The organism is Actinomadura vinacea, assembly GCF_039532545.1.
In the GTDB taxonomy this organism is placed as follows: Bacteria; Actinomycetota; Actinomycetes; order Streptosporangiales; family Streptosporangiaceae; genus Spirillospora; species Spirillospora vinacea.
In genome coordinates, this window is record NZ_BAAARW010000046.1 from 21348 (window position 1) to 35358 (window position 14011).

Annotated in this window: 12 protein-coding genes; 9 read left to right on the forward strand and 3 right to left on the reverse strand. The window is 73.5% G+C overall.

The window, feature by feature from the left end; translation table 11 throughout:
• Nucleotides 1–127 precede the first annotated feature (127 nt).
• From ABD340_RS45280 to ABD340_RS45310, 7 genes are all read left to right on the forward strand, one after another.
• A complete protein-coding gene (locus ABD340_RS45280) occupies nt 128–2164 on the forward strand; it encodes a serine/threonine-protein kinase (protein ID WP_425547544.1) in 2037 nt (678 codons plus the stop codon).
• A gap of 11 nt (nt 2165–2175) precedes the next feature.
• Nucleotides 2176–3339: a PP2C family protein-serine/threonine phosphatase gene (locus ABD340_RS45285; protein WP_344598057.1), complete on the forward strand. Its 1164-nt coding sequence runs from the start codon at nt 2176–2178 to the stop codon at nt 3337–3339.
• Complete coding sequence (locus ABD340_RS45290) at nt 3336–4643, forward strand: vWA domain-containing protein (RefSeq protein WP_344598058.1); 1308 nt, start codon at nt 3336–3338, stop codon at nt 4641–4643. Before ABD340_RS45285 ends, ABD340_RS45290 begins: the two co-directional genes overlap by 4 nt.
• A gap of 2 nt (nt 4644–4645) precedes the next feature.
• On the forward strand, nt 4646–5428 hold the full coding sequence (locus tag ABD340_RS45295; RefSeq protein ID WP_344598060.1) for an FHA domain-containing protein: 783 nt from the start codon (nt 4646–4648) through the stop codon (nt 5426–5428).
• Nucleotides 5425–7008 (forward strand): hypothetical protein, encoded by a 1584-nt coding sequence (locus tag ABD340_RS45300; RefSeq protein WP_344598061.1) that lies wholly within the window; start codon nt 5425–5427, stop codon nt 7006–7008. The genes ABD340_RS45295 and ABD340_RS45300 overlap by 4 nt, the downstream gene beginning before the upstream one ends.
• A gap of 233 nt (nt 7009–7241) precedes the next feature.
• Nucleotides 7242–8057 carry a transporter substrate-binding domain-containing protein gene (locus ABD340_RS45305; protein ID WP_344598062.1) on the forward strand — a complete coding sequence of 272 codons (816 nt, stop codon included), beginning with the start codon at nt 7242–7244 and terminating at the stop codon, nt 8055–8057.
• 182 nt (nt 8058–8239) lie between these two features.
• Nucleotides 8240–9451 carry a hypothetical protein gene (locus ABD340_RS45310; protein ID WP_344598063.1) on the forward strand — a complete coding sequence of 404 codons (1212 nt, stop codon included), beginning with the start codon at nt 8240–8242 and terminating at the stop codon, nt 9449–9451.
• Here ABD340_RS45310 and ABD340_RS45315 read toward each other — a convergent pair.
• Nucleotides 9412–10254: a hypothetical protein gene (locus ABD340_RS45315; RefSeq protein ID WP_344598064.1), complete on the reverse strand. Its 843-nt coding sequence runs from the start codon at nt 10252–10254 to the stop codon at nt 9412–9414. The genes ABD340_RS45310 and ABD340_RS45315 overlap by 40 nt on opposite strands.
• A 152-nt stretch (nt 10255–10406) precedes the next feature.
• Between ABD340_RS45315 and ABD340_RS45320 the strand changes: the two genes are divergently transcribed.
• Together ABD340_RS45320 and ABD340_RS45325 are read left to right on the forward strand one after the other, a co-directional pair.
• A complete protein-coding gene (locus ABD340_RS45320; protein ID WP_344598066.1) occupies nt 10407–10925 on the forward strand; it encodes a PH domain-containing protein in 519 nt (172 codons plus the stop codon).
• A 100-nt stretch (nt 10926–11025) separates the two neighbouring features.
• Complete coding sequence (locus tag ABD340_RS45325) at nt 11026–12225, forward strand: serine hydrolase domain-containing protein (protein WP_344598067.1); 1200 nt, start codon at nt 11026–11028, stop codon at nt 12223–12225.
• A gap of 8 nt (nt 12226–12233) precedes the next feature.
• Here the strand turns inward: ABD340_RS45325 and ABD340_RS45330 are convergent, their stop codons facing one another.
• Nucleotides 12234–13340 carry an ImmA/IrrE family metallo-endopeptidase gene (locus tag ABD340_RS45330; RefSeq protein WP_344598069.1) on the reverse strand — a complete coding sequence of 369 codons (1107 nt, stop codon included), beginning with the start codon at nt 13338–13340 and terminating at the stop codon, nt 12234–12236.
• Nucleotides 13337–14008 (reverse strand): hypothetical protein, encoded by a 672-nt coding sequence (locus tag ABD340_RS45335; protein WP_344598071.1) that lies wholly within the window; start codon nt 14006–14008, stop codon nt 13337–13339. Before ABD340_RS45335 ends, ABD340_RS45330 begins: the two co-directional genes overlap by 4 nt.
• Nucleotides 14009–14011 lie beyond the last annotated feature (3 nt).

A 14011-nucleotide genomic window follows, 5' to 3' on the forward strand; every position in this document is an offset into this window, starting at 1 on the left:
CCCGTCGAGCGGCGGCTCTTCTTCCTCGTCCGCTGGGAGCGCCTATTCCGGCTCGGCTTCCGGCTCGACCCGTACCGGGTCCACCTCCACGCGGACCGGTTCCTCGCGGTCGTCGGGACGCCGCGGCATGCTCGGCGCCGGGCTGGTGGAAGTGCCCCGCGTGCCGTACCGCGACCCGTCCTCGGCGGTGCTGCCGAACCCGCAGGTCGCCGAGCACAAGCGGTACTGCAGCAACTGCGGCGGGCCGGTCGGGCGCAGCAGGGAGGGCCGCCCGGGGCGTACGGAGGGGTTCTGCCCCAAGTGCAAGACGCGGTTCTCGTTCACGCCCAAGCTCGCGCCCGGTGAGCTGGTCGGCGGGCAGTACGAGGTGCTGGGCTGCATCGCGCACGGCGGGCTCGGCTGGATCTACCTGGCCAAGGACCGCAACGTCAACGGCCGCTGGGTGGTGCTGAAGGGCCTGCTCGACACCGGCGACGCCGACGCGCTCGCCGCCGCGGAGGCCGAGCGCGCCTTCCTGGCCGAGGTCGAGCACCCCAACATCGTCAAGATCTACAACTTCGTGCGGCACGACGACGACGGGTACATCGTCATGGAGTACGTCGGCGGCCAGTCGCTCAAGGACATCCTGCTGCACCGCCGCCAGGAGTCCGGGCAGGACGCGCTCCCGGTCGGCCAGGCGATCGCGTACGGGCTGGAGGTGCTGCAGGCGTTCGGTTACCTGCACGCGCAGGGCCTGGTCTACTGCGACTTCAAGCCCGACAACGTGATCCAGTCCGAGGAGCAGCTGCGGCTGATCGACCTGGGCGGGGTGCGCCGGCTGGACGACCAGGACGGCGCGATCTACGGAACGGTCGGCTACCAGGCGCCGGAGATCGCCGATGACGGCCCGTCGGTCACCTCCGACCTCTACACGGTGGGCCGGGCGCTGGCGGTGCTGAGCTTCGCGTTCAAGGGCTACACGACGACCTTCGTCGACAGCCTGCCGGCGCGCGCCGACGTGCCGGTGCTGGACCGGTTCGAGTCGTTCGACCGGTTGCTGCGCCGGGCGACGCACGCGGCCCCGGCGGAGCGGTTCCAGAACGCCGCGGAGATGGCCGAGCAGCTGACCGGAGTACTGCGGGAGGTGCTGGCGTCCGAGGACGGGGGGCCGCGGCCCGCGCCGTCCGGGCTGTTCGGGCCGGAGCGGGCGGTGCCGGGCAGCGACCTGGCCCGGCTGGCCGACGGCGAGGGCGTGCTGCCCGCGGTGCCGCCGGCCGAGGTCGCGGCGGCGCTGCCGATCCCGCTGGTGGACGGCTCCGATCCGGCCGCCGGGTTCCTGGCCGGACTGACCGCGCTGGACCCGGCGCGGCTGGCCACGGCGGTGGCGAACGCGCCCGAGCAGACGCACGAGGTCCGGCTGACGCTGGCCCGGGTCCGGATCGAGCTGGGCGACCACGCCCAGGCGCATGAACTGCTGCAGGGCGTCGAGCAGGACCGTCCCGGGGACTGGCGGACCGAGTGGTACCGCGCGCTGGCGCTGCTGGCCTTGGGCGACCTGGCCCGGGCCGCACCGCTGTTCGACCGGCTGTACTCACGGCTGCCCGGGGAAGCGGCGCCCAAGCTGGCGCTGGCGTACTGCAAAGAGCTGAGCGCGCCGCAGGAGGCGGCCCGGCTGTACGAGACGGTCTGGCGCACCGACCGCACTTACATCGGCGCCGCGTTCGGCCTGGCCCGGGTGCGGCTGGCAGCGGGCGACCGGGCGGGCGTGGCCGAGGTGCTGGATTCGGTGCCCGAGGTGTCGATCCGGTACGTGTCGGCGCAGGTGGCGGCGGTGGCCACGGCGGTGCGGGACCGTCCGCCCACCGAGGTCACCCCGGTGGAGCTGGTGCGCGCCGGGGAGCGGCTGGACGGCCTGGGGCTGGAGGGCGAGCGGCACGGCCGGCTGGTCGCGGAGATCCTCGAGGCCGCACTGGCGTGGGTGGAGCACGGCACGGCGGCCCCGGGCCGGCCCGGCGCGCAGCCGCAGGGCAGCGCGCGTGTGCTGGGCGCGGAGCTGAGCGAGGACCCGCTGCGCCGCCGGCTGGAGGAGACCTACCGCTCGCTGGCCCGCCTCGCCGACGACCGGGAGGACCGCCGGTGGCTCATCGACTGCGCCAACGCCGTACGGCCGAGGACGCTCCTTTGACGGGAAACCCTGTGCCAGAGAACCCTTTGCCCAACGAGAACCCGTTGCCCGCGGAGGCGGTGAAGACGGCCGAGCTGAACTGTCCCTTGTGCGGTGTGGTCGTGTTCCCCGGTGAGGGCTTCTGCGAGGCGTGCGGGCACCGGCTCACCGGCGACGCGCAGGCCGCCGAGGGGACGGAGCCGGAGCCGGCGGGCGCCTGCGTCGGCTGCGGCGGTGGCGGCATCGACGAAGACGGCTACTGCGAGCAGTGCGGGCTGCGCCAGCCCGCCGAACGCGACCATGTGGAGGTCGAGCTGGCCGGACGGGTCGCGGCCGGGGCCAGCGACCGCGGCAAGCGCTACGCCCGCAACGAGGACGCGCTGGCCCTGGCCGCGCATCCCGGCGGTGTCGCGGTGGTCGTCTCGGACGGCGTCGGGTCGTCCCCGAACCCGGACCAGGCGTCCCGCGCCGCCGCCGACCAGGGCGTCGCGGAGCTGCTCGCGCGGCTGGAGGCGGGCGCGGCGCCGGAGGCCGCGATGCGCGCGGCGATGGCCCGCGCGGCCAAGGCGGTCACGGCGCTCGCGGCGTCACCCGCCGAGGCGCCGTCCTGCACGTTCGTGTCCGCGGTGACCGCGCCGGGCGCGGTGACGGTCGGGTGGGTCGGCGACAGCCGCGCCTACTGGCTGTCGTCCGCGCCTCCGGACCCCGCCGCCGCGCCCGACGGGGGATCCCCGCTGGACACCCTCGACCTGGTGGCGGCGGACAAGCCGGAGCTCGGCGCGTCCCGTGCGCTGACGGCCGACGACTCCTGGGCCGCGTTCATGATCGCTGAGGGGGCGCTGACCGAGGCCGAGGCGGAGGCGCATCCGAACGCGCACGTCATCACCGGCTGGCTGGGCGCCGACAACGAGGACCTGCGGCCGCACGTCGCCGCCTTCGTCCCCGATCCGAACGTGCCCGGCACGCTGCTGGTGTGCAGCGACGGGCTGTGGAACTACCTGCCCGCGCCGGAGGACCTGGCCGCGGTGCTCACGGCCGCGGCCGTCGACCCGGCGGCCGACCCGCTGGGCGCCGCGCGGGCGCTGCTGCGCCGCGCTCTGGACGCCGGCGGCCGCGACAACATCACCGTCGCCGTCATCCCCCTTCCCCCCGCGGGGAGCCCTTCCCCATCGAACCCCCTGGAGCGCGAGCGTTGAGCGAGCAGCCGCAGTTCAGCATCAAGGTCGACCAGAACCAGTTCCTGCCCGAGGGCGGCCGCGAGGTGCACGCCATCGTGTCGGTGGAGGCGACGGGCGGACCCGTCGCCTCGGCCGCCGCGGTGTCGGCCGCGGAAGTGATCATCATCGACACCTCGGGGTCGATGTCGTATCCGGACACCAAGCTGCGTTCGGCGATCGCCGCCGCGCAGACCGCGATCGACACCATCCGCGACGGGGTGTACTTCGCGGTGGTCTCCGGTGCCAACTCGGCGGCGATGGTCTATCCGGGCGCCACGTCCCTGGTGCAGGCCGACGAGCGCACCCGGCGCGAGGCCAAGCACGCGCTCGGCCGGCTGCAGGCGCACGGCGGCACCGCGATCGGCTCCTGGCTGCTGCTGGCCAACCAGCTGTTCGACCCCCACCAGAACGGCATCCGGCACGCGATCCTGCTGACCGACGGCAAGAACCAGCACGAGACCGCCCAGCAGCTCGACGCGGCGCTGGCGAGCTGCACGGGCCGGTTCGTGTGCGACTGCCGCGGTGTCGGCACCGACTGGGAGGTCGCCGAGCTGCGCAAGATCTCCTCGGCGCTGCTGGGCACCGTGGACATCGTCGCCGACCCGCAGGACCTGGTGGCCGACTTCCAGGCGATGACCGAGGCGGCCATGGGCAAGAACGTCGCGGACGTGGCGCTGCGCGTGTGGACGCCGCAGAACGCCGAGCTCCGCTTCGTCAAGCAGGTGATGCCGTCGGTCGAGGACCTCACCGGCAAGCGCGCCGAGGCGGGCCCGCAGGCCGGCGACTACCCGATCGGGGCGTGGGGGGCCGAGAGCCGCGACTACCACATCAGCGTGGAGGTGCCGCCGGGCGAGCTCAACAAGGTGCTGCGCGCCGCCTGGGTGAAGCTGGTGGTGCCCGGCGCGCCGGGCGAGGAGCCGCAGGTGCTGGCCACCGCGAACGTGCTGGCGCAGTGGACCGACGACGAGGCCCAGTCCACCAGGATCAACGCGCGGGTGGCGCACTACACCGGGCAGGCCGAGCTGGCGGAGGTCATCCAGGAGGGCCTGCAGGCCCGCAAGGACGGCGATCTGGACACCGCCACCGCGCGGCTCGGCCGGGCCGTCCGGCTGGCCGACGAGGCGGGCAACGAGGCGATCACCACGCTGCTGCGCAAGGTGGTGGACGTGGTCGACCCCGCCACCGGGACGGTCCGGCTGAAGAAGAACGTCGACAAGGCCGACGAGATGTCGCTGGACACCCGCTCCAGCAAGACCGTGCGCACCCGCAAGGGCGAGGGCTGAGCATGGCGACCTGCCCTTCGGGCCACACCTCCTCCGACGCCGACTTCTGCGACGTGTGCGGCGAGCAGATCGGCGGCGCCCCGCCCGCCGCGTCGGCCGCGTCCGCGCCGGGGACGGGCGGGCGGGCCACCGGCACGGTGGAGCTGTCGACGGTCACCGGCGGCACGCCCTGCCCCGACTGCGGCACCCCGGCCAGCGACCGGTTCTGCGAGGCGTGCGGGTACGACTTCGCGACCGGCGGCGGGGTACCCACACCGTCCGCTCCCGCGCCCCAGGCTCCGGACCCGGACCCGGACCCGGACCCGGACCCCGCGCCGCGACCGGTGCCGGAACCGTCGACCGGGCCGGGAGGCGGCACCGCCGGGACGGCGGGCGGCTGGGTCGCGGTCGTCAACGCCGACCGCGCGTACTACGACGCGGTCATCGCCGAGCTCGACCCCGACTCCGGGGTGATCGCGTTCCCGCCGTACTGCCCGGAGCGGCGGGTGCCGATCGGCGGGGAGCAGGTCAGGATCGGGCGGCAGAGCGCGTCCCGCGGCGTCACCCCGGAGATCGACCTGCGGGTCGCGCCGGAGGACCCGGGCGTCTCGCACGTCCACGCGGTGCTGCTGGCCCGTCCCGGCGGCTCCTGGGTGCTGGTCGACCCGGGGTCGACCAACGGCACCTGCCTCAACGGCTCGACCTCGACCATCCCGCGCAACGTGGAGGTGCCGGTCGGGGACGGCGACCGGATCCACGTCGGGGTCTGGACCACGATCACCCTCAGGAAGGGCGAGGCACCATGACGGCCGTGCAACCCGGGTCGACGCCGACCGCGTCCACGACCCTCGCGCCCGCACCGCCCGGCGCGCAGGCGGTGCCCGCGCAGGCAGTGCCCGCGCAGGCAGTGCCCGCGCAGGCCGGGCGGCGCCGGACGGGCGTGCGCCGCCCCGACCCCCCTCCCCCGTTCAGGCGCGGCCGGATGCGGCTGGTGCCGCGCACGGTCGCGGGCCGGGTCCGGGCGCTGACGGCGGCCGCGGTGCTGTCGCTGGCGGGCCTGCTGGCGGTCACCGCGGTGGCGGTCGGGAACGCCCGCGACGGCGTCCGGGTGATCGGGCACGACGCGGGGCCGCAGGTGGTCGCGACCGGCAACCTGTACTTCCACCTCACCAACATGGACGCCCAGCTCGCCAACGCGCTGCTGATCGGCAGCACGCGGAACCTCGGCATCCGCCGCGACCAGGCCCTGGCCGCCTTCGACCAGAGCCGGGAGGCCGCCGGCGACGCCCTGCTGCGCGCCGCCAAGCTGGCCGACGAGCCCACCGAGGAGCGCACCGCCCGCGAGTCCCTGAACGCGCTGGCCCGGTACGAGCGGCTCGCCGGCCAGGCCCTGCTGCTCGACGAGCGGGCGCCGCACGCGGCGGGCCCGCCGCAGGGCGAGGTCATCGACATCTACCGCCGGGCGACCGACCTCATGAAGCTGGACCTGCTGCCCAAGGCCTACAACCTGACGCTCGACAACGGCACGCTCGTCCGGCACACCTACGAGTCCGAGCGCAGCGCCGTCCAGGCCGGACGGGTATGGGTGCTGGGGTTCGGGCTGCTGACGCTGGCGCTGCTGGTGCTGCTGCAGTTCTTCCTGGCCGGGCGGTTCCGGCGGATGCTGAACCCCGCGCTGGCGCTCAGCACGGTCGCGGTACTGGTCCTGGTCGTGGCGGGCTCGGTCATGCTGGCCGGTCAGGAACGCCATCTGCGCACCGCCAAGAGCGAGGGCTTCGACTCGCTGCTGGCGCTGTCGCGGGCACGGGCGATCAGCACCAGCGCCAACGCCGACGAGACCCGCTACCTGGTCGACCCGGGCCGCGCCGACACCTACGAGCAGGTCTACCTCAGCAAGTCGCAGACGGTGCTGTACCGGGGCGAGGGCACCAACCTCAACCGGTACAACCAGGCGATCCAACGCGACCTCGGCAAACCGGACCTGAACCCGAGCCGGGAGCGGTTCCTCGGCTTCCTCGGCAGGGAGGCCGCCTACGGCGGGCTGCCCGGTCAGCCGGATGCCTACGCCGAGGTCCTGAAGACCTACCGCGCGTTCCAGCAGAGCGACTCGCGGGTCCGGGCGCTCGTCCGGGAGAACCAGACGGGACGGGCCGTGGAGGCGCGCCTGGGCGGCGGCTCCGGCGGGTTCTCCTCCGACCGCGACTTCCGGGCCTACGACCGGTCGCTGAACGAACTGATCAAGATCCACGACCGGGCGTTCAACGACGCCGTCTCCGCGGGCGACGCGGGCACCCGCGGCTGGAACGCGGTGCTGCCGGCGGTGGGGCTGATCCTCGTCGTCCTCATCCTGGCCGGCGTGCGGCCGCGGCTGGCGGAGTACCGGTGAGGCGGACGACGGAGGCGATCGGGGGGACACGGGTGAGGAAGCGGAAACGAACAATGCGAACACACCTGGCCGGGCTTCTACGGCGGAACGCCCTCCCCCGCCCCCCGGCAAGTGCATCCGCCCCGCCACCCGCCACCCCGCCGACGCTCCACTCCGGGTTCCGGACCGGGCTCCTGCGTCGGGACGCCCCCGCGCTTCCCCCGGCAAAGCGGGTCCGGACCGGACGCCCGGCCGTGCTGGCCGCCGCGGCGGCCCTGCTGGCGGGGGCCTGCGGCGTGGGCGTCAGCGCGGAGGAGTCCGTCGCCGACAAGGACTCCCTCGTCATCGGGGTCAACTCTGACCAGCCGGGGCTGAGCACCCCGCAAGGCGACCACGGCTACACCGGGTTCGACGTCGACGTGGCCCGCGACATCGCGCGGCGGCTGGGCGCGACGGTCACCTTCCAGCCGGTCAGCTCGCGCACCCGCGAGGTACTCCTCCAAAAGGGCGATGTCGACCTGGTGGTCGCCAGCTACTCCATCACCCCCGAACGCAAGACGGAGGTGGCCTTCGCGGGCCCGTACTACGTCGCCAAGCAGGACATCCTCGTCCGCGAGTCCGATGCCGGCGCCGTCAAGAACGTGCGCGACCTGGCGGGCAAGCGGCTGTGCAGGGTGTCGGGCTCCAACTCCTACCCCCGGGTCCAAGAGGAGAAGGGCGTCGCCGTGCTCCCCGCGGCCGCCACCGGCTACGACGACTGCCTGAGAAAGCTGTCGGGCGGGAGCCTGGACGCGGTCTCCACCGACGACCTGATCCTGGCGGGGCTGGCCGCGAAGGCCGCCAAGTCGGGTTCGGGCGGGCCGCCGCTGCGGATGGTGAACGCGCCGTTCTCCGACGAGCCGTACGGGGTCGGCATCGCGCGTGGTGACCTGGACGGTTGCGAGGCCGTCAACAAGGCGATCACGGAGATGTACCAGGACGGCACCGCGGCGCGCCTGCTGAAGACGTGGTTCGGCCCGGTCGGCCTGAACGTCGCCACGACGGTGCCGCAGTTCGAGGGCTGTGACTGACCGATCTGCACCGTGCGATGCGGTTCGTCCCTTGGTGAAACCGACCGGGTGGGAATGGTCGAGGACCCTGCGGCCAGTGAGATCAGTCGGTTACGTAAGTGTCGGTTTCGGCGCATGATCGTAGGTTATGGTCGCGATCAAAACCCCATCCGTTACTCGCCACCGGCCCCACGAGGAGTTCCATGACGACGGTCATCCTGGTCGTGATGTGCCTGGTGGTCGGAGCGATGGAGCTGTACGCGGGCAAGCAGAGCAAGGATCAGGCCCGCGCGTTCGTCCGCCGCATCGAGGAGCTGAACGACCAGGTCACCAAGCAGAACAACGTGCTGGTCACGGTGGGCGAGCAGCTCACCGCCGAGCTGGCGAAGGTGAAGCGGGACACGCTGCCGGCACTGGACTCGCGGCTGCGCTCCCAGACCGACCAGGTGGAGGAGCTGGCCACGCTGGTGCACCAGGCCGACGAGTTCCTGCGGGCGCAGGCCGGCCGGCTGCACGACCTGGAGAAGCAGCGGATCACGCTGGCCGCGCTGCGCCGCAAGCTCGCCGAGGTGGAGACGTCGGTGCGCTCGTTCACCCGGGCGGGCACGGCCGCGGTGGAGAGCAAGGTCGACACCGCCCTGGACCGGCTGTCGGACCTGGAACGCGGCGGCGCGGAGATCCTGGAGCTGCAGCGCACCCTGACCCGGACGCTCGAGGAGATCGAGGACGTCGTCACCGAGCTGCTCCGGTTCACTGAGGGCGAGCTGGACGAGTCGGCCACCGCCGCGCTCACCGGACGGCCCCGCGACCCGTCCGACGACGGCGCGGCCGTGCGCGCCACCGGCCGGCTGTGGACGCGGGACGGCCAGCTGGAGGACATCCTCACCGAGATGTACGAGCGGTGCGTGCGGGCCTCCCGGCTGAACATCAGGTTCCGCACCTCCGAGGGCCCCGGCGCGGCCATGGCCGGCACCGCCGAGCAGCGCCGCTACTTCCTCGCCGGGCAGCACGTCGAGGACCTCGTCGGCGGCTTCACCGCGCTGCTCATCTCCACCGGCGCGGACCTGCCGAACAACGGGTCGGGCGCGCAGCCGCACCCGCGGTCGCTCGCCCGCGTCGAGCCCGGCCAGGGCCTGCCGCCGGGCGTCGAAGCGGCCCGTCCGCCCGAGGACGAGGCGGCGCTGAAGGCGCTGCTGCGGACGCTGTTCGAAAGCAACGGCGCGATCGCGCAGATCGGCCCGCTGATGGCGGTGCGGACCCGGGACGAGCTGCTGTGCGCGGTGCTGACGCCGCCGCAGTCACTGGAGATGGAGAGCGACGAGGTGTTCTGGGACCCGGCCGCGGCGACGCTGCGGCTGCGGCGCCTGCCTTCCCATCAGCTGTGGGACCTCACCGGCTGGGCCGCGACGCCGTAGGCCCGCACGGTGCGCTCGGCGGGCGCGCCGAGGCGGACGAAGACCGGGCACAGCGCCGCCCGCGTCTCCTGGTCGACCTCCGCGCACAGCCCGACCCCGGCGGCCCGGTCGAGGAACACCACGTTGTGCACGGCGCGGGCGGCCCGCACCGCGTACGGCACCGAGTCGGCGTCGGCCGGCTCGTACAGCTCCTCGAAGGTGAGGCGGCGGGCGAAGCGCAGCAGCTCCTCCCCGTCCACGACACGGGTGCCGATCGCGGCGGCGGGCCCGGCGATGACGATGCCGAAGCTGGGGTCGTCCCGGCCGCGCACGTAGATCTCCCGGTCGGGCTCCAGGCCGCGGCGGCGCTCGGGCAGGTGCAGGCCGAACCCGGCGTCGCCGTTGAGGAACGCCGGGGGCCCGAACCCGTACGAGCTCCGCGCGGCGGCCGAGGCGGGAACGCGCAGCGCGCCGTCGGGCTGCCGCCAGCCCGGCAGGTAGACGCTGAGGCCGCGCAGCAGCAGCCGCCACACGGGGCGTCCGGTCACGTCCGGGACGAACTCCCCCTGGTCGCCGCGCGCACCCTCGTGGTCGTCGCGGCCCTCACCGTCCTCGTGCGGCTCCTGATGCCCTTGCTGGTGCGCGGGAACGGGAGCGGACTGCGGAACGGGCAGCGGGTTTCGCGGGACGGGCCGCGGCGAGTACGCGGGCTGCGGAGACTGCGGAGGCGGCTGCGGCGGGCGGGCCTGTTCCGGCCGGGATACGAGGAGCCGATCCGGCCAGGACTCCTGCCGCCCGTGAAAGGGCTCCCGCGCGCCGTCCATATCGACCATCTTGTGGCGCCCGGGCCATACACACAAGGGCGTTACCGATCAACGTCGGGGCCGGGGCCCGCACGGTACCCTGATGACGTCCGCCACATCGTGCGGACATCTCGTGGACGCAACGTGACGCCCGGCGGGAGCGGCTCGGCCCAATGAACATGCAGGACCTGATGGTCTACCGCGACTCGAGCTCGCGGACCGTCGACAAGTACCTGATGGCCCACGAGGGCCGGGTCATCGCGGTGCGCCGCCATCCCGCGGTCCTGCTGCTGCCGGTACTGGTGGCGGTGGGCGGCCTGATCGTCTGCGGGTTCGCCGCCACCATCACCAACGTGATGTGGCTCTGGTGGGCGTGGCTGCTCACCCTCGGCTACCTGGCCTGGAAGGTCATCGGCTGGTCGGTGGAGTTCTTCCTGGTCACCGAGCACCGGGTGATGGTGATCAACGGGGTGCTCAACCGGAACGTGGCCATGATGCCGCTGGCCAAGGTCACCGACATCGCGCTGGAGCGGTCGGTGCTCGGCCGCATGCTGGGGTACGGCGAGTTCGTCATGGAGTCGGCGGGCCAGAAGCAGGCGCTGCGTAACGTCGGCTTCATGCCCTACCCCGAACAGCTCTACCTCGAGGTCTCCGGCGTCATCTTCGGCGCCGAGGACGAGTCCCCCGACTGATCCCCCGATTCGTCCCCTCCCCCTCGGCCGCGATGAGTTCGCGGTACACCCCCGGTCCAACCACACGAACGACCGTCAGAGGAAAGGGAGCGGGCGAACGATGAACGGCAAGGGCGGATTCTCCAAGCGGCGTCTCGACCGCATGCACCACGTCCTGGCAGGCCACGTCGAGGCGGGGCGGCTCCCGGGCGCGGTCACCCTCCTCGCCCGGCGCGGCGAGGTGCTGGTGGACGCGATCGGCGACATGACGGTCGGCGGCACCGACCCGATGCGGCGCGACACGCTGTTCCGGATCAGCTCGATGAGCAAGCCGATCACGGCGGTGGCCGCGCTGATCCTGGTCGAGGAGTGCCGGCTGCGCCTGGACGAGCCGGTGGACCGCCTGCTGCCCGAGCTGGCCGGCCGGCCGGTGCTGCGCGCCCCGGACGCCGAGCTCGGCGACACCGTCCCGGCCGTCCGTCCGATCACGGTGCGCGACCTGCTCGACTTCCGGTGCGGTCTCGGCATGATCCTGGAGGCGGAGGCGTTCGGCTACCCGTTCTACCGGGCCGCGCAGCGGCTGGGGATCATCGGGTTCGGTCCGCCCGACCCGAGCAGCCCGCACTCGCCGGACGAGTGGATGCGGCTGGTGAGCACGCTGCCGCTGGTGTCCCAGCCGGGCGAGCGCTGGCTCTACAACGCCGGGTCGTACCTGCTGAGCGTGCTGGTCGCGCGCGCGTCGGGGCAGCCGTTCGACGCGTTCCTGCGCGAGCGGATCTTCGAGCCGCTCGGCATGAAGGACACCGGCTTCACCGTCCCGGCCGCGCACCTGGGCCGGCTGCCCACCGCCTACCAGGCCGCCGAGGACGGCACGCTGCTGGAGCACGACTCGCCCGAGGACAGCGCGTGGGCCCGGCCGCCGGCGTTCCCCGACGGCGGGGCCGGCCTGGTCTCCACCGCCGACGACTACCTCGCCTTCGCCCTGATGCTGCTCAACAAGGGCGCCCACCGGGGCGAGCGCATCCTGTCGCGGCCGGCCGTGGAGCTGATGACCTCCGACCGGCTCACCGAGCCGCAGCGCCGGGAGGCGTTCGGCGACGCGCGCAGCTGGGGGTACGGCGTCTCCCTGGTCACCCGCCGCGACGACCTGACGGCAACACCCGGCCGGTACGGCTGGGACGGCGGCCTCGGCACGTCCTGGTACTCCGACCCCGCCGAGGACCTGGTGGCCGTCCTGCTGACGCAGCGCTCGGAATTCCCCGCCCGCAATCCCGTCTGGCTCGACTTCTGGACCGGCGTCTACCAGGCCATCGACGACTGAACGCGGCGTCAGCCGTCCAGGGCCGGGCGGGCCCGGACCGGGACCAGCAGGTCGAGGTCGGCCCGGGTGACGCGGGCCCGGTCGGCGAGCGCGTCGCGGTCGATGCCCGACACCGCAGTGAGCTCGACGGCCCTGGTCAGCATCGTGGGGCCTTCGAGGGGCTTGGCCGGGCCCGGCTCCTGGCGCCGCCAGCCGCGCGCGGCCATGACGCTCATCGCGTTGCGGTAGGTGCTCTCCTTCATGATGCCGAGCGTGCGGGCGCGGAAGAGCAGCGCCGCCATGCTCACCCCCCAGGACGCCTTGAGCGCGGCTAGCCGCGACCAGTCGGCGGTGGCGGGCAGCTCCCCCGCGATGCCGGTCTCCGGCATCAGGAACTCGGCGGCGAACCGGTGCGCCTGATCCTCGATGACCTTGCTGCCGGGCTCGGCGTCGGCGTGCATCACCAGGTGGCCGAGCTCGTGGGCGCCGTCGAACCGGTTGCGCCAGTAGTCGCCCTTGGCCGGGTTGAACATCACCATCGGCCGCGGGTGCGCGCCGATGCTGAACGCGTCCACCCGCTCCGTCGACGGCGGCAGGATCAGCACGATCACACCGCAGCCCTCCAGCAGCCGCACCATGTGCGGGACGGGACCGTCCTCGCCGCTCAGCAGCGCCTTGCGCGCCAGCCGAGCCGCCTCCACCGGGCCCGGCCCGGCGATCTCGTCGGGCTGGACGGGATGCTCGGGCAGCTCGGCCGCCGGGAACTCCACCAGGTCCTCCAGCGCCCCGGCGATGTCGGTGGCGATCCTGCCGTACGCCAGCGCCTGGTCGCGTTCGATCTGGGTGGTGGAACGCAGCGAGCGGAAGTGCGCGTGCGCCGAGTCGAGCGTCACCGGACTGCGCCCGGCGTGGAAGAACTCCACCGGGACGCCCAGCGCGATCGCCAGCCGGGACAGCGTCTTCTCCGCGGGCCTGTGCACGCCCGCCTCGTACTGGCCGATCGCGGTCGGGGTCGTCCCGACCGCCTGGGCCAGCTGGTTCTTGCGCAGCCCGCGCAGGCGGCGGGCCAGCGTCAGCCGCTCGCAGTCGAACAGCAGCCGGGCCTCAGCCACACGGTCGGCGGTGCGGTCGCTCATTGCGCCTTTTCGTCGAGCGGTCGGCCGCGCAGGCGCATGGGCACGTCCACGGTGTCGGCATCGGCCGCGCCGTCGGTCCAGAGCGGGAGGGTCCGCTCGGCGGGACGGCGCCGCGGGTCGGGGCCGAGCGCGTCGCCGGACAGCTCCAGCAGCCAGTGCCAGGGGTCGCCGCCGCCCTCGTTCAGCCGCGGCCTGCCCAGGAACAGCTCCAGCTCCAGCGGCTCCTCGCTGGCACTGTGGGCGAGGACCAGCGTCACCGTCTCCGACGTGTCGCACGCCAGGCCATCGCCGAAGTCGAGCGCCAGCTGCGGGTCACCGTCGAAGCCCTGCCGGGCCACCAGCTGCTTGGTCGCGCTGTCGCGGTCCCAGCGGATGCCCCGGACGGCGCCGAACTCGTGCCGCTTGAGCAGCACGCGATAGCGCCCGCGCCGCCATCCCGGCGAGTTGTTCAGGTTGTCTCGGGCCACCGCCGGGTCGCCCTCGAAGACCCGGTTGATCTGGCTCTCCAGCACGTCGTAGGAGGTGTAGCCGTACGACCGGTCCTTGAACCCGGCACCGCGGCTCAGCGACCCGAACACCGCCAGCGTCGCCTCCAGATGCGCCTCGCGCAGCCCGTGCAGAAACCCCGCCGGGAGCAGCTCGTCCCAGACGTCCCGATCTTCCGACATGCA

Excerpts from the sequence above, each read along its gene's own strand:
- ABD340_RS45280 (WP_425547544.1), top strand. The coding sequence starts at position 128 with ATGCTCGGCGCCGGGCTGGTGGAAGTGCCCCGCGTGCCGTACCGCGAC.
- ABD340_RS45295 (WP_344598060.1), top strand. The coding sequence starts at position 4,646 with ATGGCGACCTGCCCTTCGGGCCACACCTCCTCCGACGCCGACTTCTGC.
- ABD340_RS45300 (WP_344598061.1), top strand. The coding sequence starts at position 5,425 with ATGACGGCCGTGCAACCCGGGTCGACGCCGACCGCGTCCACGACCCTC.
- ABD340_RS45310 (WP_344598063.1), top strand. The coding sequence starts at position 8,240 with ATGACGACGGTCATCCTGGTCGTGATGTGCCTGGTGGTCGGAGCGATG.
- ABD340_RS45315 (WP_344598064.1), bottom strand. The coding sequence starts at position 10,254 with ATGGACGGCGCGCGGGAGCCCTTTCACGGGCGGCAGGAGTCCTGGCCG.
- ABD340_RS45320 (WP_344598066.1), top strand. The coding sequence starts at position 10,407 with ATGAACATGCAGGACCTGATGGTCTACCGCGACTCGAGCTCGCGGACC.
- ABD340_RS45325 (WP_344598067.1), top strand. The coding sequence starts at position 11,026 with ATGAACGGCAAGGGCGGATTCTCCAAGCGGCGTCTCGACCGCATGCAC.
- ABD340_RS45330 (WP_344598069.1), bottom strand. The coding sequence starts at position 13,340 with ATGAGCGACCGCACCGCCGACCGTGTGGCTGAGGCCCGGCTGCTGTTC.
- ABD340_RS45335 (WP_344598071.1), bottom strand. The coding sequence starts at position 14,008 with ATGTCGGAAGATCGGGACGTCTGGGACGAGCTGCTCCCGGCGGGGTTT.